This window comes from Corallococcus terminator (assembly GCF_049194865.1).
Lineage (GTDB): Bacteria > Myxococcota > Myxococcia > Myxococcales > Myxococcaceae > Myxococcus > Myxococcus terminator_A.
The window spans coordinates 81588-107332 of sequence record NZ_JBLZWL010000016.1 but is presented as its reverse complement, the minus strand read 5'-3'; the positions used below and the strand labels follow the sequence as shown (position 1 = coordinate 107332).

At 68.6% G+C, this 25745-nt stretch carries 14 protein-coding genes; 10 read left to right on the top strand and 4 right to left on the bottom strand.

Annotated elements, in window-relative coordinates:
- The first annotated feature begins 59 nt into the window (after positions 1–59).
- From ACN469_RS08110 to ACN469_RS08075, 8 genes are all read left to right on the top strand, one after another.
- Positions 60–689 carry a hypothetical protein gene (locus ACN469_RS08110; RefSeq protein WP_498765828.1) on the top strand — a complete coding sequence of 210 codons (630 nt, stop codon included), beginning with the start codon at positions 60–62 and terminating at the stop codon, positions 687–689.
- Positions 690–895: 206 nt separating this feature from the next.
- A complete protein-coding gene (locus tag ACN469_RS08105) occupies positions 896–1396 on the top strand; it encodes a GbsR/MarR family transcriptional regulator (RefSeq protein ID WP_498765826.1) in 501 nt (166 codons plus the stop codon).
- Positions 1393–2142 carry an ABC transporter ATP-binding protein gene (locus ACN469_RS08100; RefSeq protein WP_498765824.1) on the top strand — a complete coding sequence of 250 codons (750 nt, stop codon included), beginning with the start codon at positions 1393–1395 and terminating at the stop codon, positions 2140–2142. The genes ACN469_RS08105 and ACN469_RS08100 overlap by 4 nt, the downstream gene beginning before the upstream one ends.
- Position 2143: 1 nt before the next feature.
- A complete protein-coding gene (locus tag ACN469_RS08095; RefSeq protein WP_498765822.1) occupies positions 2144–4252 on the top strand; it encodes an ABC transporter permease in 2109 nt (702 codons plus the stop codon).
- A 4-nt stretch (positions 4253–4256) separates the two neighbouring features.
- Positions 4257–5558, top strand: a complete 1302-nt coding sequence (locus tag ACN469_RS08090; protein ID WP_498765820.1) for an ABC transporter permease — start codon at positions 4257–4259, stop codon at positions 5556–5558.
- A gap of 5 nt (positions 5559–5563) precedes the next feature.
- Entirely contained in the window at positions 5564–6346 is a 783-nt protein-coding gene (locus ACN469_RS08085; RefSeq protein WP_498765818.1) for an outer membrane lipoprotein-sorting protein, read from the top strand.
- On the top strand, positions 6343–7974 hold the full coding sequence (locus ACN469_RS08080; protein ID WP_498765816.1) for a hypothetical protein: 1632 nt from the start codon (positions 6343–6345) through the stop codon (positions 7972–7974). The genes ACN469_RS08085 and ACN469_RS08080 overlap by 4 nt, the downstream gene beginning before the upstream one ends.
- 158 nt (positions 7975–8132) lie before the next feature.
- The gene (locus tag ACN469_RS08075; protein ID WP_498765814.1) at positions 8133–9539 is read left to right on the top strand and encodes a hypothetical protein; all 1407 of its coding nucleotides are present in this window, start codon (positions 8133–8135) and stop codon (positions 9537–9539) included.
- Between the two features lie 107 nt (positions 9540–9646).
- On the opposite strand, the gene ACN469_RS08070 is transcribed toward ACN469_RS08075, so the two are convergent.
- Entirely contained in the window at positions 9647–11086 is a 1440-nt protein-coding gene (locus ACN469_RS08070) for an LVIVD repeat-containing protein (RefSeq protein ID WP_498765812.1), read from the bottom strand.
- Positions 11087–11278: 192 nt separating this feature from the next.
- On the opposite strand from ACN469_RS08070, the gene ACN469_RS08065 reads away from it, so the two are divergent.
- Complete coding sequence (locus ACN469_RS08065; RefSeq protein WP_498765810.1) at positions 11279–14824, top strand: TolB family protein; 3546 nt, start codon at positions 11279–11281, stop codon at positions 14822–14824.
- A 66-nt stretch (positions 14825–14890) separates the two neighbouring features.
- Here the strand turns inward: ACN469_RS08065 and ACN469_RS08060 are convergent, their stop codons facing one another.
- The gene (locus tag ACN469_RS08060) at positions 14891–15358 is read right to left on the bottom strand and encodes a hypothetical protein (RefSeq protein WP_498765808.1); all 468 of its coding nucleotides are present in this window, start codon (positions 15356–15358) and stop codon (positions 14891–14893) included.
- Positions 15359–15703: 345 nt separating this feature from the next.
- Here ACN469_RS08060 and ACN469_RS08055 point away from each other — a divergent pair, with 345 nt between their 5' ends.
- Positions 15704–17500 carry a CotH kinase family protein gene (locus ACN469_RS08055; protein ID WP_498766026.1) on the top strand — a complete coding sequence of 599 codons (1797 nt, stop codon included), beginning with the start codon at positions 15704–15706 and terminating at the stop codon, positions 17498–17500.
- A gap of 57 nt (positions 17501–17557) precedes the next feature.
- Here the strand turns inward: ACN469_RS08055 and pbpC are convergent, their stop codons facing one another.
- Both pbpC and ACN469_RS08045 read right to left on the bottom strand, forming a co-directional pair.
- Positions 17558–19930, bottom strand: a complete 2373-nt coding sequence (gene pbpC, locus ACN469_RS08050) for a penicillin-binding protein 1C (RefSeq protein WP_498765806.1) — start codon at positions 19928–19930, stop codon at positions 17558–17560.
- 1 nt (position 19931) lies between these two features.
- The gene (locus tag ACN469_RS08045; protein ID WP_498765804.1) at positions 19932–25673 is read right to left on the bottom strand and encodes an alpha-2-macroglobulin family protein; all 5742 of its coding nucleotides are present in this window, start codon (positions 25671–25673) and stop codon (positions 19932–19934) included.
- Positions 25674–25745: the final 72 nt, after the last annotated feature.

The window sequence follows — 25745 nt, the reverse complement described above, 5'->3', positions numbered from 1 at the left end:
AGCGGAGGGACGCCGCACCACGCACACCCCTCCGTCGCACTCACACAGGAGATTCTCCCATGAAGAAGCTGATTGGGGTTTTCACGGCGATGGCGCTGATGGGTTCCGGCGCGGCCCTCGCGAGCGACGACACGATGAAGCCGCAGCAGGACATCCCGGCCCAGGGCGGTTCGGGCACGTCAGGTACGACGGGGAGCACGCAGGACGGCTCCATGCCACAGGACAGCTCCATGGGCGGCTCCGGCAACACCATGGGCACCAGCCCCACCATGGGCACCAACGCCATGGGCCAGAAGGAGCTGAGCGGCAAGGTGGTGAAGGCCGAGAGCAGCAAGGTCTTCGTGCAGGACGCGCAGGGCGCGGTGGTGACGCTCGACATCGACAAGAGCACCACCTTCACCGACCCGACGCTCAAGAAGGCCAAGGACCTCAAGGAGGGCCAGGAGATCCGCGCCAGCTTCGAGGTGAAGGAAACGAAGAACATGGCCAAGAGCATCTCGCTGTCGGGCACCGGCGGCGCGGGCACGGACGTCATGAAGCCGGATCCGTCCATCAACGACAGCACCCTGGACACGCCTCCCGCTCCGGTGGAGGACCCGGGCACCGGTGGCTCCGGCATGGGGACGGACAAGAGCAAGGACATGGGCACCGGCACCGGGGACAAGAGCACCACCCCCGATACGTACTGAGCCCACGGCCCGCACCCGTGAAGCACCAGCCTCCCCCAGGTGGGGATGAGAAGGGCCCGCGGCCTCGAACGGCCTCGGGCCCTTCTCGCGTTCACTTCATTCAGTATTGACTGAATGGTCTGAACGAACTAGATGCCGGGCCGCCACCCTGGCCCTTCGCGGATGTCTGTCGCGCGCGGCCTCCTCGGGTTGGACGGAGGCCGTGAATGAAGGAGCCAGGCGCCGCGGAGCAGCGCTTCATCGAATCGATGGGGCTGTACTTCGAGCGGCAGGGCAGCACGCGCATCGGCGGGCGCATCCACGCGCTCCTGATGCTGACGGACCAACCGCTCTCGCTCCAGCAGATTGCCCGCGTGCTCAAGGTGAGCGCGGCCTCCGTGTCCACCAACATCCGCGCCAGCATGGCGATGGGACTGGTGGAGCCGGCCAGCATCCCCGGAGACCGGCAGCACTACTACGTCGTGAACAACAACGGCTGGGAGAGCCGGCTCCGCACCGCGGAGGACAGCGTCAAGGCGTTCGTCCGCGTGTGCCAGGAGGCCCTCTCCGCGCCGCAGCTCGCGCACAAGCAGCACCTGCGCGAGGCGGCGGACTTCTGTGAGTTCTACCTGGCCGAAATGGCCGGCATCGCCGAGCGGTGGCGCGCCTCACGCGCGGCCCGCCCCTCGTCCCGCACCCCCAAGGCATCGAAAGGACGCACCGCATGAACGCCGCAGTCTCGCAATCCCCCATCGTCTCCATCACCAATGTGACCAAGGACTACACCCTGGGCAAGGTGGTCGTCCCGGCGCTGCGAGGCGTGGATCTCCAGGTGCACCCCGGAGAGTTCATCTCCATCGCCGGCCCGTCCGGCAGCGGCAAGACGACGCTGCTCAACCTCATCGGCTGCGTGGACACCGCCACCTCGGGCGTGGTCAGCGTGGCGGGCCAGGACACCAAGCAGCTCACGGAGCGCCAGCTCACCCACCTGCGCCTGCACACCATCGGCTTCATCTTCCAGAGCTTCAACCTGGTGTCGGTGCTCAGCGTCTTCCAGAACGTGGAGTTCCCGCTGCTGCTCCAGCGCAAGCTGGACAAGAACCAGCGCAAGGACCGGGTGAACCAGCTGTTGGAGCAGGTGGGCCTGGCCCACCACGCCAAGCACCGCCCCAACGAGCTGTCCGGTGGTCAGCGTCAGCGCGTGGCCGTGGCGCGCGCGCTCGTCACCCGGCCCCAGCTGGTGCTGGCGGACGAGCCCACCGCCAACCTGGACTCGGTGACGGGTCAGAACATCATCGACTTGATGAAGGAGCTGAACCAGAAGGAAGGCACCACCTTCATCTTCTCCACGCACGACGCCAAGGTGATGAGCCACGCGAACGCGGTGGTGCGGCTGGCGGACGGCAAGTTCCTGGACCGGCTGACCCCCTCCGAGGCCAAGCGGGCCATGGCGGCAGGCGCGGAGGGTCACTGACATGGGCCAGCTCCGGTTGCTGATGCAGGTGGCCTTCCGCAACCTGTTCACCAGCAAGATCAACATCCTCATCGGCGGCATCATCTTCTTCGGCACCTTGCTGGTGGTGGTGGGCGGCGCGCTGCTCGACAGCATGGACAGCGCGATGAGCCGCAGCATCATCGGCAGCGTCGCCGGACACCTCCAGGTCTACTCGGACGACTCCAAGGAGGAGCTGAGCCTGTACGGCGGCATGGGCGGCGAGCCGGACCTGGCGGTGCTGGACGACTTCAGCCGCATCAAGCCCTTCCTGGAGAAGCACCCCAACGTGAAGACGGTGGTGCCCATGGGCACCAGCGGGGCGCTCATCTCCTCCGGCAACACGGTGGACCTGACGCTCGCGCGGCTGCGAGACCTCTACAAGAAGCGCGCGGAGGAGGGCGAGTCCCCTGCCCTTCGCGCGAACATCGACAGCGTCAAGTCACACGTGCGGCAGATGGTGTCGCTCATGGAGGAGCAGCGCAACAAGAGCCGGGAGTTGCTCAGCTCCGCCGCCGTGGACCCGCTGGAGGCGGAGGCCCTGGCGCGCGCTCGCACCGACGCGTTCTGGGACACCTTCGAGCAGGACCCGTTCGCCGCCCTGGAGTTCCTGGAGAACCGCATCGCCCCGCAGCTTCCGGACGGCGACCTGCTGGACATGCGCTACGTGGGCACGGACCTGGATTCCTTCCAGCGCACCTTCGACCGCATGGAGATCGTCGACGGCCAGCCGGTGCCCCAGGGCAAGCGCGGCATGCTGCTGTCCAAGTTCTATTACGAGAACTTCCTCAAGCTGAAGACGGCGCTGCGCCTGGACAACATCAAGCAGGAGAAGGACCTCAACCAGAAGCGCATCGACACCGACCCGGCGCTGCAGCGCTGGGTGAAGGAGAACCAGACGCAGACGCGGGAGATCCTCTTCCAGTTGGATCCCATCAAGACGCGGCAGGCGGTGGAGCGGCTGCAGAAGGTGCTCGGCAACCAGGAGCCCTCCCTGGAGAAGCTCCTGTCGGAGTTCCTCACCACCACCGACGACAACTTCGACACGCGCTACCAGCAGTTCTACGCGGAGCTGGCGCCGCTGCTGGACCTGTACCGCATGCGCATGGGTGACAGCCTCACCATCACCGCCTTCACGCGCACCGGCTACGTGCAGAGCCTCAACGTGAAGATCTACGGCACCTATCAGTTCAAGGGGCTGGAGAAGTCCGCCATGGCCGGCGTCATCAACCTGATGGACCTGATGTCCTTCCGGGAGCTGTACGGCTACCTCAGTCCGGACCGGAAGGCGGAGATCGCCGAGCTGCAGAAGAACAGCGGCCTGAAGGCGGTGGACCGCGCCAACGCCGAGGATGCGCTCTTCGGCGAGGACAGCGGCAACACGCTGGTGGCGGAGGCCACGCCGGGGCTCATCGAGGACTCGAAGGCGTTCGAGGGGGCCCTGGGCTCGCTGCGCCGGGACGACCTGGCCGCGCGCGTCTACTCCCAGCAGGAGATCGAGCAGGGCGTGGCGCTCAGCGCGGCCATCATCCTCAAGGACCCCGAGCAGCTCCAGCAGACGATGGCGGAGCTGAAGCAGTCCGCGACGGACGCGGGGCTGAAGCTGCGCGTGGTGTCGTGGCAGCAGGCCGCGGGCCTCATCGGCCAGTTCGTGCTGATGGCGAAGCTGGTGCTCTACTTCGCCGTCTTCATCATCTTCATCGTCGCGCTGGTCATCATCAACAACGCGATGATGATGGCCACCCTCCAGCGCGTGCGGGAAGTCGGGACGATGCGGGCCATCGGCGCGCAGCGCTCCTTCATCCTGAGCATGGTGCTGGTGGAGACGGTGCTGCTCGGCTTCGTCTTCGGCGCGGGCGGAGCGTTGCTCGGCAGCGGCATCATGAGCGCGCTGGGCAGCGCCGGCATCCCCGCCGGCAACGAGGCGCTGTACTTCTTCTTCTCCGGTCCCCGCCTCTATCCCACGCTGAGCGCCGGCAACCTCATCGCGGCCTTCGTGATTGTCCTCCTGGTGTCCGCCATTTCCACCCTCTATCCCGCGTTCCTCGCGACGCGGGTGTCGCCCCTCCAGGCGATGCAGACGGACGAGTGAGACCATGTTCCAGCTCTTCCTCATCGCATTCCGAAACCTCGGCACCCACCGGCGGCGCACGCTGCTCCTGGGCGGCGCCATCGCCGGCGTCACCGCGCTGCTCGTCATCCTCATGGGCCTGTCCACGGGCATGAAGGAGACGATGCTCCGCTCCGCCACCACGCTCGCCACCGGCCACGTCAACGTGGGCGGCTTCTACAAGGTCACCGCCGGGCAGGCCGCGCCCGTGGTGACGACCTACCCGAAGATTCTCGAGCTGGTCCGCAAGGAAGTGCCGGAGCTGGACTACGCCGTCCAGCGCGGGCGCGGCTGGGCCAAAATCGTCAGCGAGTCCGGCTCGCTTCAAGTGGGCGTGGGCGGCATCGACGTGAAGGACGAGCCGGGTTTCCGGCAGGTCCTGCAGATCCACGAGGGCACCCTGGACGGGCTCGACGAGCAGAACACCGTGCTCCTGTTCGAGAAGCAGGCCAAGAAGCTCCAGGTGAGGGTGGGCGACACCATCACCATCTCCGCCCCCACCATGCGCGGCACCAACAACACGGTGGACGTCCGCGTGGCGGCCATCGCCACCGACGTGGGCCTGATGAGCGACTTCAACATCTTCGTCCCGTCCAACACGCTGCGCTCGCTGTACCAGCTGCGCGACGACACCACGGGCGCGCTCTACCTGTACCTCAAGGACGTGAGCCAGGTGCCCGCCGTCCAGGCGCGGCTGCGCACGGTGCTGGCGGACGCGGGCCACCAGCTCATGGACAATGACCCTCGCGCCTTCTGGATGAAGTTCGAGGTCGTGAACCGCGAGGCGTGGACCGGGCAGAAGCTGGACATCACCAACTGGGAGGATGAGCTGTCGTTCATCACCTGGACGCTCACCGCGCTCAACGGACTGACGGGCATCCTCATCTTCGTGCTGCTGGTCATCATCGGCGTGGGCATCATGAACACGCTGTGGATCGCCATCCGGGAGCGCACCCGGGAGATTGGCACGCTGCGCGCCATCGGCATGCAGCGCACCCGGGTGGTGGCGATGTTCCTGTTCGAGGCGATGACGCTCGGGGCGCTGGGCACCCTGGCGGGCGCGCTCATCGGACTGACGGTCTGCCTGTCCGTGGACGCAGCCCACATGGGCGTCCCTGAAGCCGTGGCGATGTTCATCATGTCGGACCGGCTGCACCTGGTGGTGAACGCGGGCTCCGTCGTCGGCGCCATGGTGTTCATCACCACCTGCACCACGCTCATCTCGCTGATTCCCTCCTTCCTCGCCGCGCGCCTCAAGCCGGTGACGGCGATGCACCACATCGGATGAAATCCATGAGCCTCAAAAATCTGCTGTCCGCCGCGGCGCTGTCCGTGGCCATATTGTCCGCGCCCGTGGCGCTGGCCCTGGAGCCGGCCGCCATGACGCAGCTGCTGGCGACCATCGATGACCGTCAGCGCAACGGTGGCGACTACAAGTCGCTCATCTACCTGGAGCAGAAGGAGAAGGACAAGCCAGACAACGTGAGCGAGGCGTTCATCTACCGACGCGACGCTGACGACAAGCTGATGATCCTCTTCAGCAAGCCCAAGGCGGAGGCCGGCAAGGGCTACCTGCGGATGGACAAGAACCTCTGGAGCTACGACCCCAACGTGGGCAAGTGGGAGCGTCGCACCGAGCGCGAGCGCATCGCGGGCACCGACAGCCGTCGCGCCGACTTCGACGAGTCCCGTCTGGCCGAGGAGTTCGACCCGACCTACGAGGGCGAGGCGAAGCTGGGCAAGTACTCCGCCCACAAGCTGCTCTTGAAGGTGAAGCCCAACGTGGACGTGGCCTACCCCGTCGTGAAGATGTGGATAGACAAGGACACGAACAACATCCTCAAGCGCGAGGACTACGCCCTGTCCGGCCGGCTGATGCGCACCGCGCTCTATCCGCGCTGGAAGAAGATCTTCAGCGAGTCCAAGGGCGCCGACGTCTGGTTCCCCGAGGAGATCCGCTTCTACGACGAGGTGGAGAAGGCCAACTCCACCATCATCCTCATCAAGACCGTGGACCTGCGCCCGCTGGAGGCCAACCTCTTCACCAAGGCCTGGCTCGAGAGCAAGAGCCGATGAACCCGCGCAACCTCACCCTGGCCACGGCCCTGTCCGTGGCCCTCGCCGGCACCACCGCGCTCGGGCAATCCGGGCGGCCGGACGAGAATGCCCTCTTCGGGGGCGAGGACGACAAGCCCGCTGCTCAGGCGGACACGCCCGGGGAGACCCCGCCGACGGGGCGCCCCAGTGACGACGAGGTGTTCGGCGAGGACCCCGCGCCGTCCGCGGGTGCCGACGCGAGCAACACGGGCGACGCGACCGAGCGGCAGCCTCCGCTGACCCCGGCGCCGCCCGAGCCGGGAGACCGGGACTCGCAGGCGCTGTCGGGGCCGGTGACGCGCAGCGCCTTCGACTCCGAGGAGGCTGTGGACGACCCGCTGAAGATTGGCGGGCAGTTCTACATGCGCGGCTTCGCGGCGGCGTCGGAGGGGACGTCGTTCGGTGACACCTCGTTCTCCGCGCCCACGCTGGTGGACGGGTACTTCGACGCACGGCCCATGGACCGGCTGCGCGGCTTCGTGGTGGGGCGGTTGAGCTACGACCCCACCGTGGCCACGCAGACGGGCACCACCACGGCCAACACACCGTCCAATCCGCGCGTGCTGCTGGACCAGGCCTGGCTCCGCTTCGACATCGAGCGGACCTTGTTCCTCACCATCGGCAAGCAGCATGTGAAGTGGGGCACGGGGCAGATCTGGAACCCCACCGACTTCCTGTCACCGCAGCGGCGCAATCCGCTCGCCTTCGTGGACCTGCGCACGGGCGTTTCCATGTTGAAGGTCCATGTCCCATGGGAAGCCAAGGGCTGGAACTTCTATGGCATCGCGGTGATGGATGACCTGGGCACCGATGCGGGCGCGCTGCTCGACAACACGGGCGGCGTTCCTCGCGCGGGAGTGGCCGACCCGGTCAACCGCCTCAGCCGCATCGGTGGGGCGCTGCGCGCGGAGGTCGTACTGGGGCCCGCGGAGCTTGGCGCCAGCGCGGTGGCACAGCGGGGTCGCAAGCCGCGGTTCGGGCTCGACCTGTCCTCTGCGCTGGGGCCCATCGACGTCTACGCAGAGGTGGGCATCAAGAAGGGCACCGAGCGTCCCCTGTACCGCATCCCCGAGGGCACGACGTTCGAGGAGATCCTCCAGGACACGTCGGTGGTGGAGGCCTATGTCCCCTCGGGCCTCACGCCCCAGGTGACGAGCGGCGCCAACTACAGCTTCGCGTACGGCGACAACGACACCGCCGTGCTGGGCGTGGAGTACTTCTACAACTCGACGGGCTACACCAGCTCCTTCGGCTATCCGTACCTGATAGTGCAGGACGCCTTCCAGCCGCTGTATCTCGGACGCCACTACGGCGCCGCGTACCTGTTCCTGGACCGGCCCGGTTCGCTCGAGCGCACGTCGTTCAACTTCTTCACGCTCAGCAACCTCTCGGACAAGTCGTACATCAGTCGCATCAACGTCACCCACCGCGCCCTCAGCTATCTGACGGTCGAGGGGTACGGCGCGGTGCACTACGGCCACAAGGGCGGTGAGTTCCGGCTCGGCTTCTCGGTGCCGGACACCGTCGTCAACGGGCAGCCTGTTCAGGGCTTCAAGCTGGCGGCGCCCACGTTCGAGCTGGGCGCGGGCCTGCGCATCAGCATCTGAAGCGGACCGCTCTCGCTGGATGATTCAGGGACCGCGCCTCCTATTCCCGGGGGCGCGGTCCTTCGCATTTCCGGGCAGGTCGCCGCCCTGGCGGGCCGTCGAGGGGCGCTCGGGCCGACGAGGTGCCGGAGAATTCATGCAGTGAACATCCTGACGGCATGAACCTGTGGATCGCCATCGCCGCCGGATTGAGCCTCGCGCAGGGGCAGAGCGAGTCGCCCTACCCGTCTCCCACGGACCCGTCCGTCAGAGACCCAGCGGCCTCGGCCCTGCGAGACGCGAACGAGCAGGCCGCCGAGGCAGCGGATGGCGCATGGCTGCCTCCGAACTACGTCATCCAGCCCCCCATGGCGGACGGGACCATCCCCTATGTCGGCGATGGCTACGACATCACCCCGGTCCTTCCGGATGGAGAGGCGCCCGCGACGTCTGGCCAGGTCGCCGTCGATGAGACGTACCAGCGCTACGAGGCCATCCCCGCCCAGGTGCAGGAAGGCACGGGTGGCAGTGGGACGGAGGACTCCGAGGGCACGACGAGCACGGATGACACGAGCACGGCCGTGGGTGGTTCGGGGAGCGTGACGACGGGACAGACGTCGACGAGCTCGGACAACTCGGGCGATGCGCGGGTTTCGCAGCCTGGGGGCTCGAACACCGAGGCCGTGGCTCCGTCGTCGGCCTCGCAGGCTGGCGGAATCGACGGCGACGCGTCGCGGGACTCGACCGGGGGCTCGGGCACGACGGGGACCACGGATTCGTCGGGAGTAGGGACGACGCAGCCCGACATGCAGGGCTCGACAGGTGGCTCGGGCACGACGGTCCCCACCGAGGGGACAGGGACGGGCACGTCGACACAGCCCAGCATGCAGGACGGGACGGGCGGTTCGGGCACGAGCCAGGATTCCCTCGGTGGCTTCGGGCCCACTGAATCGGAGCAAACCCATGGCCAGGGGGGCTCGGGCTCATCGACGACCACGCCTGTTCAGCCGCAGCAGCAGTCCTCCGTGAGCGGACAGCAGACCGGGAATGTCCCCGCCAACGCCGCCGCCTCAGCGCAGGCCAGCAAGCCCGCCCCCACGCAGGAGGAGCTGTCGCAGCTGCGCGCCCGCCTCCAGCAAGTCGAAGAGGAACTCAAGGCACGCGACAACCAGATTGAACAGAACGCCCAGGCCACCCAGCAGCAAGTCGACACGTTCGGCGAGCGCGCCGTCGACACCGAGCGCTCACGCCAGCAACGCCTCTCCGCGCTCCAGAGCGCGGGCGAGTGGATGCTCGCGGCGGACGCGGCGCTCCAACAAGGTGAAGACGACGTGGGCAATGCACTCGACATCGCCGACAGCGCCTTCGCCGACCTTCGCGACAGCGCCGCCGAGTTCGGCCAGGGCACCGTCATCGTTCACGCGGAACGCGCCCGCGCCCTGCTCAACCTCGCACGCGACGCAGCAGGACGAAGCGACACCTACTCCGCGCGACTCGCGCTCCAGGATGCGGGCGTCGAACTCAGCCTCGCTCGCAGCGCCAGCCTCGGCAGGTCCGGCACGGGAAACTCCCTGCTCTCTCCATGACGACGAAGAACAGGCGAGCCCACCCCGCGGGGAGGACTCGCCTCGGCACGAGCGTGGCGCCTCACTCGAGAGGCGCCCCACTCAACCGGCGACGACGTGACAGCCCTTCACGGAGCTTCGCGGAAGATGAGCAACCCGCGTGACGACTCCGTCGCATACACGTATCCGTCGCCAGGGACGCTCACGCTGTTGAGCCCCTCGGAGAACGACTCACCACGGCCCGCGTCCGCCTCGCGCCAGGTGTTGTAGTACGCCACCTGCTTGGGGAAGCTCGGGTTGCTCACGTCCAGCACGCGCAGGCCGTCCTGGTAATGCGCCACGTAGAGCTTCGTTCCCGACAGTGCCAGCGCGCGGATGGAGACCTCCGGACGAATCCGGAACTCCCCCACCTGGAGCACGTTCGCCGGAGAGGCCACGTCCAGCACACTCAGGTGCGCGCCCCAGTCCTCGCCACCGGTGAAGGCCAGGATGCGGTCCCCCACCGTGCCCACCGCCGCCGTGCGCGCAGTGCCACCACCAAAACGCCCCAGCAGCTTCGGAGTCGACGGCGTGCTGAAGTCCGACACCGTCAAGCCATAGCTCCAGTTGCTCACGTACAGCCGATTTCCCACCGCCGTCACATCCATCGGCACTTCACCGGAGCGCGGCGCGGCCCCCTCGATGAAGTAGCGGATCACCAGCTTCGGCTGCACCGGCGTCGTCACATCGAAGACGAGCACCTCGCCGTTGGGCGTGGGCGACGCGGCGAACAACAGGTTGCCCTCCAGCGCCAGCGACGTCACATCCACCGCGGGGTCCGACAAGGCACGCAGGAAGACCGGATTCTTCGGGTCCTCCACGTTGTAGAGGGTGAGGCCAATGCCCTGGGTCGCCGCGAAGAGCGTCGTGCCCCTCACCACCACGTCGTTGTAGATGTGGGGGTCGCGCTTGGCTGCGCCCACGGGCTCCGCCGCCGCCGGGTCGCGCACGTCGTAGATGAAGATGCCCTCGTTGCCCGCGGGCACGTAGGCGTAGCCCCCCGACACGGCGAGGTCCCTCGCAATGCCGCGCGGCACCTTCAGCTCCTTCACCAGCTCCAGGCCCGAGGACTCGGCCTCGTCGGCGTTGCGAACGATGCGCACCGCCGAGAAGGTGCCCTGCAGGTCCAGGCCTCCGTCCACACAGCGACGGAACGTGCCAGCCACCTTCGTCGGCGCGGTCGCGGAGCACCCGGTGAACGAATACCGCACCGTGCGCCCAAAGGACTCTTCGTCCGCGGCCAGATAGAAGGTGTCGTCCGTGAACTGCTGCTCCGTCACCGCGCGCCCCAACATCCGCGCGCCCGCGCTGCCCGCGAACGACATCGCTCCCGCGGAGCCCGTCCCGTCGTTCAGTTCGACATTGACGTTCCACACCCCGCTGGCCTGCACCGTGGCCAGGGTTGAACGCTGACAGGACGACAGGTTGATGGCGGCAAGATGACACTCCGCCTTGTTCTTGGAGTCGTCGTCCTTGCCGCAGCCGAGTGCGAGGACCAGCGTGCTGCTCAGTAAGAAGAAGCGTCTCATGGCCCGTATGCATATCGGGCGTTGGAACCCAACGAAAGCCCCTCCCTCTTTCTCCCCAAGGGAGCGGCGACGTCCACCGCCCGGCAAGTAAACGGAAAGAAATTATCGAGGCGCTTGTATAGGCTCACTCTTGAGAGCGAGCCTCCTAGTAAGCACCTGTCTCGCCAGTACCCCACCCCAGAGGTGACCTTCGTGAACCCCCGTCTCCTCGCTGCCGCCGCGCTGACCCTGCTCCTCCCAGAGCTGGCCTTGGCCCAGGTCTTCGTCGTGCCTCGTCGCCCGGGCAAGACGCCGGTGAACAGCTTCGAGTTCGAGTGGCGGCACGTCGACATCCTCGTGGGCCCCGCGGCCACGGGAGTCGCCAAGCCTCCGGAGAGGACGGCGCATGAGCAGCCGCCCGGAGCCCAGGGCGGCGCCAACCCGGACGCGCCCACCACCCACCCGGATACCGGCGACACCAAGTCGGTGCCCTCGGGTCCTCCCACCGGCTCCGAGCCCTCCACCAGCCTCGCCCCCAGCCCTCCGCCCCTGCCCGCGGAGCAGCAGGACGGGGGCACCCCTCCGGACGCCCTCGCGGGCAACGATGACGGAGGCACGCCCCCTTCTGGCGCGACGGCGGGTGTCGCGGTCGGCGAGGACGGAGGCCCGCCCCTGAGCAGCGTGCTCGGAGATGGCGGCGGCCCCGCCCTGGGCAGCGGCCCCGCCCTGGGCGGCAACCCCGACGGTGGGTTCAACTACACCTATGCGAAGTCGCTCGGCGCCAAGGCCGGCGGCGTGCGCTTCTACTTCTACGAGCGTGAGCGCGTGGTCGCCGAGCGCGCCGCGCCGCTCATCGAAGAGGCGTACCGGTACCTGGTGGACACGTTCCAGTACGTCCCCACGGAGACCTTCCCGTACATCCTCTACAGCAGCTATCAGGAGTTCCTGCAGACCAACCTCTTCCCGCTGTCCGAGGGGACGCTGGGTGTCACCAGCACGGAGGACCTGAAGCTCACCCTGCCGTACCTGGGTGACCACCGGCTCTTCGAGGAGATCAGCACCCACGAACTGGCGCACCAGTTCACCATCCAGAAGGTGCGGACGGTGGCCGAGCAGGCCAAGGTTTTCGGCGAGCCCCTCCAGGCGATTCCCCTGTGGTTCATCGAAGGTATCGCCGAGTTCTACGCCAAGCGGGGCATGGACCCCGAGGCGGAGATGCTCGTCCGCGACCTGCTCGTCAACCCGGACCTCTACAAGGGCTACGCCTTCCTCGACTTCTTCTCCCCCGGGCCCTACGGCTACCTGTGGATCTACAAGGTCGGCCAGGTGCGCGTGGCCTTCCTCGAGGAGGAGTACGGCAAGGGCTTCATCCAGCGCGTGCTGGAGGACACGCCCCGGCTGGTGGGCGGCTCGAAGGACTCACCGTCCATCAAGTTCGAGGAGCTGCTGGAGCGCCTCACGGGGGATGATCCGAAGCGGCTGTCCGCGCGGTTCGAGAACTGGCTGAAGCGCCGGGCGTACAAGACGTACCTCGGCTCGGAGCAGTCGGCGCCCGCGCTGGACCTGCTCGACAAGGCCCCCGGCTACATCACCGCCATGGCCAGCTCGCCGGACGGCACGCTGCTGGCGATGCGCACCATCGTCCCCGAGACGGGTGAGAGCCGGCTGTACATCATGGACCCGCGCGCGCCGGACAAGGCGGTGAAGGTCGCCGGTGACGGCGTTCCCGGCGTGGAGTCGCTGCACCCCATCTCCGGCCGCAGCTTCGCGCTGTCAAAGGACAAGCTGGCCTTCGTCGCCGAAATCACCGGCCGCGACGTCATCTACGTGCAGGACTACAAACACACCGTGGAGAAGCGCGTCAACGACGTGCTGGTGCGACGCAACCCCATCCGCACCGGCATCGACCGGGAGGTGGGCACGTCGGTGCAGTTGGAGGTGGGCGACCGCAAGGCGTACCGCATCGACAAGCACGGCATCCTCGCGGCGTACTCGCCGGCCCTCTCGCCGGATGGGCGCTACGTGGCCTTCATCGGCATCCAGGACGAGGGCCTGCGCGACGTCTACGTCGTCGACCTGAACGCGAGCCCGGACGCCAAGCCGCTGCAGCTCACCGACGACGTGTTCTCCGAGCGCCAGGTGACGTGGGGCCCCGCGGGCATCGTCTTCACCTCGGACGCCACGTCGCACCGCAAGTTCAACCTCTTCCGCGTGAAGCCGGACGCACCCCGCCAGGTGGAGCGGCTGACGAGCGAGGAGAGAGACCACGCGGACCCGCTGGCCCTGGCCGACGGTCGCGTGTTCTTCACCGCCTTCAACAACAGCAGCTCCGACTTGCACGAGCTGATGGCGGACGGCCGAATCGTGCGCCGCACGGACCTGACCACCGGCGTCTTCGAGCCGGGCCCCGGTCCCGAGGGTGGCCTGTGGATGCTCTTCCACGTGTCAGGTGAGCGGAAGCCCGCGGTGCTCAGGCCGCCGCGCATGCTCGCGCTCGAGGTGGCGCCGGAGCCTCCGCCCGAGCCGCCCAACCCGCTGGCGGTGCGCCCCCTCACGGATGCGCAGGCGTATGAGCCCTTCTCTCGAAAGAACCTGGAGTTCGGTCCCATCTTCGGCTTCGCGGGCGCGGGCGGCGGCGGCTTCGTCGGTCAGCTCTTCGCGGCGGCGAGCGACCGCATGCGCGACCACCAGTTCATCCTCACCCTGGCGGTGTACGGCAGCTTCGATTTGACGGACGGCTACATGCTGTACATCAACGACGCGGGCCGGACGACGTGGGGCGGCGGTCTGTTCCAGTCGCTGCGCTTCCGCGTGGACCAGACGTTCGACGACTCGCCCGTCTTCTTCACATCGGCGGAGCGGTACTTCGGCGCGCTCGGCAGCCTGCGCTATCCGCTCAGCACGTTCTTCTTCGTCCAGGGCGACCTGAGCATGGGCGGAACCAAGTACTTCCTCGACGACCAGACCGAGTTCCGCCTCTTCTTCCCGGACCGCAACGAGGCCAACCGGGAGCTCTTGACGGAGTGGAACGCGAAGAACGGCTCCATCCGCTTCCAGACCGAGGTCAGCGGTCAGGTGGGCTACGACAGCCTCAAGTACCACTACGCCACCGGTCCGCTGTCGGGCAGCTCCGCGCTGCTGGAGATGACGCTGGGCGTGCAGCCGTTCGACAGCCAGGCCTACGGCAACCTGCGGCTGGATGCCGAGCGCTACTTCCCCATCTACGGCCGCACCCACCTGTTCCTGCGCGGCGGCGCCGGCACGACGCTCGGCGGACGCTACGCGCGCTCCTACTTCCTGTCGTCGTTCGACACCCTGCGCGGCGTGAACTTCGGCGACGAGCGGTGGCTGCTCGGCCGCAACTTCGCCTTCTCCACGCTGGAGCTGCAGCTGCCCCTCAACGACATCATCCGCGTGGCCTTCCTCAGTGACTTGGAGGCCATCGCGGCGATGGACGTGGGTGGCGTGGGCAACGACGCCGGGGACCTGTGGGACCACCGCGTGCTCAACGCCGTCGTCGGCGTGAACCTGGCGCTGGGGCCCCTGCTGCTGCGGCTGCACTTCGGCAGGCCGCTCGACATCGGCGCCAAGGCCGGCAAGCCCGACTCCGGCTGGGTGACGAACTTCTCGCTCGGCATCGCTGGCCTCAACGGCTTCTTCGACCAGGGAAACACCGGCGCGACGAATGGCGCGACCCAGCCGTCCTCTCCCGCGCTGATGCCGGCGCAGGGCGGTGGCTACACCTCGCCCCGACACTGAGGCGACACGCCGCCCCCGCTCCCTTCCTCGGGTGAGCGGGGGCCGGCGCTTCACGAGACTCGGTGCTCAGGACTGCGCGGCCACGAGCGCCGCGTTGGCCTTGGCCATGGGTCCGCCGTCATTGGGGATGCGCTCGAAGTCACCGCGCAGCGCCTTGATGGCGAACTTCTCCAGGTCGATTTCCCGGCGCGAGCGGATGCCCAGCGCGCGCAAGGGAGCGGACAGGGGCCCGAAGCCAAAGACGCCGTGCTGGAGGAGGACTCCCGCGGCCACGGCGCTCAGCACCCGCCATCGGCCGCCGTCCTTCTTGCCCAGCAACAGGCCCAGCGTCCCCAGCGCGGCCGTGCCCACCATGACGGCGCGGTTGAGGTCCCACTCGCGCTCCAGGCGTTGCAGGTAGCGGCTCATCTCCGGGCGGTCCGCGTGCGTCGCCATGTGCCGCACGCACGCCTCTACATGCTCGTCGATACGACGGTTCACCATCAGCGGCGTGTGGTTGCGGGCGGAATCAGACGACTGGTTCCAGGTCTCCATCGCGGGCATCTCCCTGTCGCGGCGCTCCCCTCTTCCTCATGAAGCTAGGCCCGACGTTCCGCGTCGGGAACAGCGGTGGGAAGAAGGGAAGACGGCTTCCTTGCCTGCCCGCCTGCCCTCCCAGGGAGGCTCGCGTACGACGTGGCGGCCCCCCGTGAAGCCCTCGCGCCAACACAGGGGTCGACGGGTCCTCAGCCCTCCAGGGTGAAGCAAATGACCGGCCCAGGAAGGGAAATCCCTTTCATCAACTACCCGCCCCACGGCGTCTCGAGGCACTTGCACCGTCCACTTTCGGGCGGCGCACGTCTGCCTTCATGAGGCATGAGCCTTGCTCAACACCTGGCGATGACTCGCTCACGACTCTTGCTCTGCCTTCCGGTGATGTGGCTGTGGGCTTGCGGTTCCGGAGCCCCACCCTCGCCCCTCACTCAGCCACCTCCCACCGAAGAGCCCCCACCGCCTGACACGTCGGTGGACCCGCCTCCGGTGGATCCACCTCCCGTCGACCCTCGGCCGGTGGACCCGCCTCCCGTGGACCCGCCCCCCGTGGACCCGCCTCCGGTGACGCCCGAGGCCCAACGGCCCTTCGTCATGCCGACCTTGCAGGCGAGCGTGCCCGAGTACGAGCTGCTCATCCCCGAAGCGGCGATGAAGAAGTTCGAGGCGGACGTGTGGACGCCGGAGCAGGACGCCGTCTTCAGGGCGGGCGGGAAGACGTACCAGGTGAAGGTGCGCTTGCGAGGCGCCTCCGCGCGCTTCTTCCCGAAGAAGAGCTGGAACGTGAGCTTCGACAAGGACGTGCGCTTCGAGGGACGCACGTCGCTCAACCTCGTGGCCGAGTTCGCGGACGCGACGATGCTGGCGGAGAAGATGGCGTTCGACCTGATGGCCGCGATGCGCGTGCCCGCGTCCAAGGCGACCTTCGTGCGCCTCAAGCTCAATGGCCAGTACGAGGGCGTGTTCCTGGATATCGAGCAGGTGAACAAGGCCTTCCTCAAGGCCCATGCCTTCGCGGATGACGACGCCACCATCTACCGGTGCGGCTGGAAGGACTGCGAGCTGAAGACGTGGAAGGTGCCCTACCAGGGTGACTGGACGAAGAAGACGAACGAGCAGCAGCCGGACGACGCGCTCATCGCCATGCTGGACGTCATCAACTACACGCCGGAGCCCGAGTTCGCCGGCGCGCTGGCGAAGCACCTCCAGTTGGAGCACTACCTGCGCTCCATGGTGCTGGACGCGCTGATGTCCAACAACTTCGTGGAGGACTCGGAGAGTTACTTCATCTACGACCGGGCCGTGGCGAAGTGGTCCTACGTGCCCTGGGACCTCAACAACGTGGACGCGCGCTGGTGGTACCTCAACCCCACGGAGTCCATGAGCACCAGCAGCAACAACATGCGCCACCCGCTGTTCAACTTCACGCTGACGGACGCGTGGACGGAGAAGATGTACCAGCAGCGCAAGACGGAGACGCAGTCCTATCCCGGCTACCTGCCCGTCTTCTCCAACCTGGGCACGCGCGTGCTGGCCAACCCCGAGCTGCGCGAGCGGCTGGGCGCACGGCTCGACAAGGCGCTCGACGAGCTGTTCACGCCCGAGGTGATGAACCCGTACATCGACTCGCTGCACGCGCTCATCAACCCGCACATGAATGGGGCGCCGTACACCGACTACGCGCAGTTCAAGGCGGGCCGCGACTACATGAAGCGCTACGTGAAGGAGCGCCGGGCCTTCGTGGAGAAGGACTGGGCGCGGATACAGGCCCAGGGCTCGCCGCTGGTGTTCGAGGCGTTCGACCCCGTGGCGGGCTGGGTGGACGTGGGCAACCGGGGCACGGTAGCGCTGTCGCTCAAGGGCATGGTGCTGACCACCAACCTGCGCGTGAGCCTGGCGCAGAGCGACCATGCGCCCACCCAGGTGACGACGCCCGTGGGCGCGGTGCTGCCGGACGTGACGGTGGCCCCGGGCGCGAAGGTGCGATTGAAGGCCTCCGAGCTGGGCATCCGACTGGCGCCCAAGGGAGAGCTGGGCCTGTTCGACGGGAAGTCCGTCGTGGGCGTGAAGGACTTCCTCTTCTACGGCTCGCTGCGCACAGGGCAGCAGTACGAGCGCGGGGAGAAGGGCTGGGAGGTCCGCTGAGCCGGAGCGCCGGGAGCGCGCGTCGAAGAAGGACGCGCGCTCGAAGCGCTCCGCGGGTCAGCGCCGCTCGCGGACGACGAGCGTGCGCTTGGCGCTGAGTCCCCGGTCATCCGTGACGAGGATTTCGTGGGAGCCCACCGAGGGCTTCCACCACATGCGCTCATCCGCGCGCGCCGTGCCCAGGAGCGCGCCGTCCACGAACCAGGTCAGCGCGCGCTCGTGCGAGGCCTCCGCCTCCAGCGGCATCTCCTGCTGCTCCGGAGGGACGCCGGGAATCAGCAGCGCGATGTGCCCCTGAGCGGGCGAGACGATGGTGGGCGCGGCGCGCTCACCGCCCGTCTCACAGCCGGGCGCCGGCGAGGGAGGCTCGGGCAGGCGACGGTGCTGCTCCTCCAGCCAGCGACGGATGGTGGCGGGCCAGGTGACGAACACCCGTGACTCCGTCTTCCGCCCCGCGCGGCACGTGGGACCCACCGCGAGCCCGGAGGCCACGTCGACCTCGATGTGCTGGTGGTAGGGGCAGCGTGAGGTGGGCACCGCCGAGCGCCGCGCGTAGACCTCCTTGCGCTGCTTGCAGGCGTCCGTCGGCAGGTGGCCCGAGTACGCGCAGACCTCCACGCGCATCAGGTCCTCCGGCGGCGTCACCTCGTCCTCCGGCAGCGAGCGCCCCCGGGGGCCCACGCCTTCGAGGATGTCGAACAACAGCGGGCCCGCCGCATCCGCGCCCACCAGGTGCACGCTCGGCGTGTGGTCGAAGTTGCCCAGCCACACCACCGCCGTGTGCCTTGGCCCCGAGCCCGCCGCCCACGCGTCCCGGTGACCGAAGCTCGTGCCCGTCTTCCAGTGCACGCGCGCGGGGAGCCCCGTCAGCCGACGCCGCTCCGGAAAGTCCGGCCGGTCCTTCAGCGACAGCGCCTTGCGCGTGAGCCACGCCGCTCCGGGAGACATGACCTCCACGGGCGACGCCACCGGCTGCCCTTCCTCCAGCAGGCGCAGGGGCCGCGTGCGCCCATCTCCCGCGAGCGCCACGTACACGCCCGCCAGCTCCAGGGGCGTCATCTCGATGCCGCCCACCGCCGCGGACAGGCCGTAGTGGCCCGGCTCGGCGACGAGGCTCGTCACCCCCGACGTCCGCAGCGAGCCCAGGAAGCGCTCCACACCCACGCGCTCCAGGAGCCGCACGAAGGGCATGTTGAGCGACTGGGACAGCGCGTACTCCAGCCGCACGAGGCCCAGGAAGCGGCCGTCGAAGTTTCGCGGCGCATAGCCGCCGTACGTCATGGGGATGTCGGCCACGAGCTGCTCCGGCCCCGCGAGGCCCAGGTCGATGCCCATGGCGTACAGGAGCGGCTTGAGCGCCGAGCCCGGAGAGCGCGGCGTGGCGAAGCCGACAATCTGGCCCCCGTGCTTCTCGTCGAAGAAGTCGAAGTTGCCCACCAGCGCGAGCACCTCGCCGCGCTCGCGCTCCACCACCACGGCCGTGCCGTTGTGCACGCCTCGCGACATCAGGTCCTTCGCCCCGTCCCGCATCACCCGCTCCACCAGCCGCTGCGTGCCAGCGTCCAGCGTGGTGCGCAGCCGTGTGTGCCCCGGGCGCTGTGCCCGCAGCCACACCGCCGCGTGAGGCGCCTCGCGCGGAAACGCCTTCAGCTCCAGCGGCGCGGCGGAGGCACGCACCTCCGCGAGCACCTGCGCGTCAGTCACCGTCGCGCCCTCGGGGCCACGTGGGAGGGCGTGGGCCTCCAGCAGCCTTCGGGCGACGTCGTCCCGGGCCGCGCGCAGCCGGGCGCGATTCTCCGGCGTGGGGAAGCGACGGTTGGGGTTCTGAGGCACCGCCAGCAGCGTGGCGATTTCCGCCGGGCTCAGGTGAGCCGCCGTGTGGCCGAAGTACGCGAGCGCCGCGGCCTCCACGCCCTCCACGTTGCGCCCATACGGAACGAACTGGAGATACGCGCCCATCACCTCCTGCTTCGTCAACCGCAGCTCGAGCTGCACCGCGCGGCAGGACTCCACCAGCTTCGAGGTGAAGGTGCGCGGGCGCGGCTCCAGCATGCGCACCAGCTGCATCGTCAGCGTGGACGCACCCGACACCCGGCGCCCTCGCGTCACGTTGAGCACGGCGGCACGCGCCACAGCGAGCGGATCCACGCCCGGGTGGGAATAGAAACGCTTGTCCTCCAGCGCGAGCAGGGCCCGGAGGTAGGCCGGGTCGATGCGCTCCGCCGGAGCGGCGATGCGCCACCGCTGGTCCGGCGCGAGGAAGACATGCGCCGGAGTGCCGTCGCGGTACTCCAGCACCACCGAGGGCGGTGAGGAGAGCCGCGACGGCAGCGGCAGCCACCACGCCGCCGCCACCCCCAGCGCCGCGAGGGCGAGCAGCCCCACGGCGAACCATCCGAGCTTCTTCAGGAGGTGGCGAGCGCGGCGCATGTCAGAGCAGGCTGTCCTTCCACGGGCCGGACACCTGCACCGTGCCGCCCGCCTCGCGCGCCCAGATGCGCGGGTCGTACATCGCCTCGGCCTCCGCCGTCGGCAGGGCGAAGGCCCCCGCCGTCACCGCGCGCACCGCGTAGACAATCTTCTTCGACTCACCGTTACCGAGCGCGCCGAAGACCTCCATCCGGTCATCGCGGATGTTGACGTAGTCCGGCGTCCACAGCGTGTCCGCCGCCACCCAGTCCACCGAGCCCCCGCGGCCCAGCCGCGCGTTCTCGATTTCCCAGCCCGCCGGCAGGCGGTCCACCAGGGCGATGTTCTGCACCCGCTCACCCGTGGTGTTCTTCAGCTCCAGCTCCACGTACACCAGCTCCGCCAGCGCCAGCGGCGATGACTGCAGATTGAGCACCGAGCCATCCTGCTTGCGATAGGTGCGGGTCAACTGAAGGCCCTCGCCGCCCGCGCGCACCTTGCCGTCCGTGCGCACGCCCTCGCTGCTCAGCACCAGGTACAGCTTCCCCGCGTCCTTGGTCTTCACGTCGAGCTGGAGCTGCTTGCGCTCGCTGGCCCGGGCCAGGGCCCACGTCCGGTCGGAGCCGCGCGCGTCCTTGGCCTGCACGGTCGCCACCGCCTTGCCGTCCACCGTCAGCACCGGCGGGGTGAACTGGGAGGCCGCGCCCTGCAGTCGCTTGCCCAGGCCGGTGATGCCCCAGACCAGCTCCTGCGTCGTGTACCAACCGCTCGAGTGCGTCTGGAGCGACTGGGCCACCATCGCCGCCAGGGGCTCGCCGTCGGCGCTGTTGCCGAAGAGGTCCTGGTAGGTGCTCAGCATGAAGCCCCGACGCCGCCGGTCCGAATAGAAGGACCAGTTGTTGCTGCGCTCGTCGGTGACCGGAGACAGGTCCGGGGTGCGCAGCTCCTTCTCGTAGCGACGGTCTCCGGCGAGGTAGAGCCCGGCCTTGAGCATGTAGTCGACCTCACGCTCCTGGCCATCCAGCGCGCCCTTCTTCGACTTCTCCGCCAGCGCCTCCACCAGCTTCAGCATGCGCGCCTTGCGACCCTTGCCGGACATCGCCAGCACGTAGTGCATGTAGGCTTCTTCGCTGTTCACCTGCCCGTCCGTGCGCACCGCCTGGCCCTCGTAGGCGCTCATGCGGTTGCCCATCCACGTAATCGCGTCGTTCAGCCGGTCCTGCGACACGGGGTACTTCAGCTTCTGCGCATCCAGCAGCATGTGCGTCGCGTAGGCCGTGCCCCAGTCCACCGGCTCCGTGGCGCCGGGCCAGTAGGAGAAGCCGCCCGAGGACGTCTGCATGGACAGCACGCGGTTGATGCCCGCGAGCGCCATGTCCGACACGGAGCCCTCGCGGGTCAGCGTCGGGTCCACGTTGTCCACCAGCTCCGACACGAAGAGCAGCGGGCGCGTGGAGGACGTCGTCTGCTCGATGCAGCCATAGGGGTAGCGCACCAGATACGAGAGGTGCTGGAGCGACTGCGCATAGGGATTGGCCGTCACCCACAGCGTGGAGCGCTCCGTGGTGGGCACCCAGCCCTGGAGGAACTGGGAGACATCCGTCACGCCCTGCGCCAGCTCGATGCGCTGCACGCGCCGCTCGCGGGGACCCGCCGGGGACAGCGGCACGTCCAGCGTCTCCTTCGACGTGTAGCCGCCGCCTTCCACCACCACGCTCAGCCGCGCGGCGCCCACCGCCTGCACCGCCCTGGCCTGGAAGACGAAGGTGGTGGACTTGCCATCCTCCAGCCGGGCCTTGCCCTCGCTCTTGCCCAGCAGCTGGAGCGGAGACGACGCCGTGGCGGGCATCTCCAGGCCCGGCACCGGCAGCGACTCCGCGGCCAGCGTCACCTTCACGTCCTGCGGCTTGCCGGACAGGTTGGTGACGAAGACGGGCACCTGGATTTCGTCGCCCTGCGTGAGGAAGCGCGGCAGCGTCGTCTGGAGCACCAGCGGGTCCCTCACCAGGACCTGCGCGCTCGCGCGTCCCAGGCGCTTGGGCCCCGCCGTCACCACCATCACCCGCACCGCGCCTCGGTACTGCGGAATCTGGAAGGGCAGGCGCAGCTTGCCGTTGGCCGGCACCAGCACCACGCCGCTCCACAGGGCCACGGGCTTGACGGGCTGCACCCGGCCGCTCGCGTCACCCTCCGCGTCACCACCCGTGGAGCGCGAGTTGCCACCCGGAGGCACCAGCAGCGTCCAGCCGATGGTCTCGTAGGTGCCCACGCCGAGGGCGCGCTTGGTGAAGATCTGCTTGAGCGGGTCCGGGCTCTGGAAGCGCGTGAGGGAGAGGATGCCCTCGTCCACCACCGCCACCGTGGCGAAGGTCGGCCCCTCCAGCGTCCCCAGGTCCAGCTCCACGTTGAGCGTGTCGTTGGAGCGGACCTCCTTGGGCACGTTCAGCGTCACCGTCTGGGTGAAGTCCACGGGCTCCAGCGTGATGCTGGCCACACCGAAGGCGCGGTCAGGCATGAACGCCTCGCGGGACTCCAGATGCGGGTCCTTCACCAGGAAGGTGCTCACGTAGACGTTGGGAGCGAACTGCTTGGGCGTGAAGGACCACGACACCTCACCCGGCTCCACGGCCTTCCACTCGGTGGCGAGCACGCGGTCCGTCTCCGCCGTGAAGAGCATGCGGCCCTTGTACGGTGCCTTCACCTTCACGGTGATGGCCTGACCCACGCGGGCCTGCGCCGGCACCGCGACGTCCAGCGAGGTGGGCTTGAGCGGACGCGGCGTCTGGTCCACGCGCGAGCCCTCGCCCCACCAGTAGTAGCGGCCCTCGCCCTCCAGCTCCAGGTCCGTCTGCGCATTGCCGGAGCGCACGCGCACCAGATAGCCCGCGGCGTCTCCGCCCGGCGTCACGTTGAGCGAGAAGCGGCCATCCGCCACCTTCGCCGTGGCGCTGCCCTCGCGAATCGGGCGCAGGTAGCGCTGGTAGCGGTCATACCCCTCCGACTCGTCGTAGTAGTAGCCGTACTCCTCCTCCAGCCGGACGTACTCCACCTCCACCGACTTGGGCGTCAGGGAGCTGGACGTGACGACCTTGCCGTCCCAGTCCACCACCACGCCGCTGACCGTGAAGGGCTTGCCGGCCTTCACCTTCCCCACGCTGGCCTGAAGGCCCACGTAGTAGCGCTCCGGGTGCACGGGCACGCTGGCCTCGTTCACCGTGGAGCGGCCACTGCCGGACTCGAAGACGCTGACGAGCGCGCTCAGCTTCGCCGCGCCTCGCAGCCCGCCCATGGCCGCCTGCGCCGGGCAGTTGAGGACCGTCTGGCCCTTCGCATCCAGCACGCCCTTGGCCTGTCCCAGCGTGACGGGGCGCGGCTCCTTGCCGTCCTGGCGCCACAGGCCATAGGTGAACTGGCCGTTCTCCTTCGGCTTGAAGTCCGACGGCAGCAGCCGGCAGTTGAGCTCCACCGGGCTTCCCTCCGCCGAGCCACCGAAGAGATAGGCGGCCTCCACCGCGACGGGCAGCTCCACACCCTGCACGTAGCCAGGGGCCTCGGTGGTCGCCGTCACCTTCATGCGCTCGGGGACGAACTCCTCCACGCTGAAGGCGTAGGAGGCCACGTCCCGGTCAGCGACCTTCAGCGTCACGCGGTAGCGGCCCGTGTCCTGGAAGGCCTCGAAGGGAATGTCGAGCGAGACGAGTCCCGCCTCGTTCGCCTTGAGCGGCACCTTCTTCAGCTCGCGCTCACGCGGGTCCACCACCACCAGTTCGACGGGCATGCCCGGAGGCGGCGCCAGGTCGTCCTGGCCCCGCAGCACCGCGGCGATGTGCGCCGTGTCACCCGGTCGGTACACGCCCCGGTCGGACCAGATGGAGGCGCGGTACGCCTTCTCGGAGCGGTACGGCTCGCCCTGCACGTCCGAGTTGGCGATCTCCATCTTGAGCTCGCTGTACTTGAGGTACGTCAGCTCCTCGCCTTGACGGGCGATGAGCGCGAAGGGCTCGCTGTCGTCCGCGCCCGCCGCGGGCACCTTGAGCAGGCACCCCTCCGCGCCCTTGGTGACGCAGCGGTCCACGGCCTGGCCGCTCTTCTTCACGAGGCTGACTTCGACGCCGGACACCGGGTCGGTGCTCTCGATGCCGAGCGCCCAGACCCAGACTTCGCTCCGGTCCGTGGTGCCGGGCGCGGGGCCACCGCGCTTGGCGACGAGGCTCAGGTCCGTGAGGAGGATGCGCGAGGCGGCCTCCAGCTCATCGCGCTTCACGGAGACCTCCACGAGGCCCCGCGTCGTCGACGGCACCAGGGTGGCCACGTCCACGTAGGTGGTGGCCAGGGTGTCCTGCGGCGACTGGAGGGACAGCGTCTTCTTCACCACCACGTTGGACGTGCGCTCGTCGGCGACCTCGCGCTGGTCGTCGCTCATCCAGAAGACGAGGTTCTCCGGCGGCACGTTGCGGATGGTCAGCTCGACGCTGTCGAGGTTGAGGTGCTGCAGCGGCAGGTTGCGCCACGCGCTCCGCGGCAGGTAACGCCCCGCCGAGGAGAACGAGAGCTGCGGCTGGCGGGCCGGGACGGACAGCCCTTCCTCGAAATCGGACAGCAGCGTGCCGTTGCCCGTGGACGTCGTCCCCGCGGCGATGCGCAGCGAGTACGTGCCGCGCTTGAAGTCACCGAAGATGCGGAAGCCGCGCCGCGAGGGCGCGACGGACACCTTCACCGGCGGCGTCAGGCGGATGGCGGCCTCGGCCGTGGCGTCATCCAGGATGCAGCCTCGGTTGTTCGAGTCCCAGTAGTACTCGTCGTAGTCCTGGTTCTGGCGGGGGCTGGGCGGCGCGGCCATGTCCACGTCGCGGCAGCTGACCTCCAGGTAGTGCCCGGAGGCGCCGCTCTGGCGGGTGACGCCGGTGATGTCCAGACGCTTGCCGCCGCGCAGGACGAAGGAGGACTCCGCCGAGGGCGCGCGCGCCTTCGAGTCCGAGGCCGAGACGAGCCCCTCCTTCAGGGCGAAGCGTACGCTGGCCCCGCCCTTGAGGCCGGGGTGACCGAGCTGCGCGGTGATGACGTCCCGCTTGCCGGGCACGGGACGCCACTTCACGTCGCTGATGGACTGGCCGCCCACCTGGAAGGAGCCGCGCGAGCGCAGAGCCCCCGAGTCCACCGGACCGGAGAACGCGATGTCCACCTCGATGCGGTTCTTGAGCAGGTCGAGCTGCTTGGGCTCCACGCGGAGGAAGCGGAACGACGGCGTCGTGAAGCGGTGGGACCACGCGCCCTCGGAGGGCGGCTTCACCACGCCGGCCTCCGTCTCCAGGGACTCCACCGTCAGGGTGTATTCGGTCTCGAAGGCGAAGCCGGCGCCGGTGGCGTTGAACGTGAGCGTGGACGGTCCGCTCCACTGCAGGTTGCCGGCGACGCGGGGCGAGAGGTTGACGACGGTGCCCGGCTTCACCTCATGGTCGGACGGGCGCAGCGAGCGGGCCAGCTCGATGACGACGCTCTGGGGCAGCACGGTGTCCGAGCCCGGCGCGCTGATGATGGGCGTCACGGCCTCCGGCTTGACGGGCACCGGCGTCGGGGCGGACGCGCTGCCCGCGGCGGGCTTCGGCGTGCTCGGCGCCTCGGTGGGCGCGGGGGGCGGTGGGGTGGCGGGCTCCTTCTCCTTCTGACAGCCCGCGAGCGAGGTGCCCACCAGCAGCACGGCGAAGAGCCAGCCCGCGCGTGTCGCACGGTGTGGCGTGGTCAAGACTGCGGACTGCGAACCCATGGTGCCTCCGAAGGTACCCGTTGTTCTTCACGTGACGTGCCGACCGCGAGCACGTCTGAAATCGAGGGGGGT

Excerpts from the sequence above, each read along its gene's own strand:
- ACN469_RS08110 (WP_498765828.1), top strand. The coding sequence starts at position 60 with ATGAAGAAGCTGATTGGGGTTTTCACGGCGATGGCGCTGATGGGTTCC.
- ACN469_RS08105 (WP_498765826.1), top strand. The coding sequence starts at position 896 with ATGAAGGAGCCAGGCGCCGCGGAGCAGCGCTTCATCGAATCGATGGGG.
- ACN469_RS08100 (WP_498765824.1), top strand. The coding sequence starts at position 1,393 with ATGAACGCCGCAGTCTCGCAATCCCCCATCGTCTCCATCACCAATGTG.
- ACN469_RS08095 (WP_498765822.1), top strand. The coding sequence starts at position 2,144 with ATGGGCCAGCTCCGGTTGCTGATGCAGGTGGCCTTCCGCAACCTGTTC.
- ACN469_RS08090 (WP_498765820.1), top strand. The coding sequence starts at position 4,257 with ATGTTCCAGCTCTTCCTCATCGCATTCCGAAACCTCGGCACCCACCGG.
- ACN469_RS08085 (WP_498765818.1), top strand. The coding sequence starts at position 5,564 with ATGAGCCTCAAAAATCTGCTGTCCGCCGCGGCGCTGTCCGTGGCCATA.
- ACN469_RS08080 (WP_498765816.1), top strand. The coding sequence starts at position 6,343 with ATGAACCCGCGCAACCTCACCCTGGCCACGGCCCTGTCCGTGGCCCTC.
- ACN469_RS08075 (WP_498765814.1), top strand. The coding sequence starts at position 8,133 with ATGAACCTGTGGATCGCCATCGCCGCCGGATTGAGCCTCGCGCAGGGG.
- ACN469_RS08070 (WP_498765812.1), bottom strand. The coding sequence starts at position 11,086 with ATGAGACGCTTCTTCTTACTGAGCAGCACGCTGGTCCTCGCACTCGGC.
- ACN469_RS08060 (WP_498765808.1), bottom strand. The coding sequence starts at position 15,358 with ATGGAGACCTGGAACCAGTCGTCTGATTCCGCCCGCAACCACACGCCG.
- ACN469_RS08055 (WP_498766026.1), top strand. The coding sequence starts at position 15,704 with ATGACTCGCTCACGACTCTTGCTCTGCCTTCCGGTGATGTGGCTGTGG.
- pbpC (WP_498765806.1), bottom strand. The coding sequence starts at position 19,930 with ATGCGCCGCGCTCGCCACCTCCTGAAGAAGCTCGGATGGTTCGCCGTG.
- ACN469_RS08045 (WP_498765804.1), bottom strand. The coding sequence starts at position 25,673 with ATGGGTTCGCAGTCCGCAGTCTTGACCACGCCACACCGTGCGACACGC.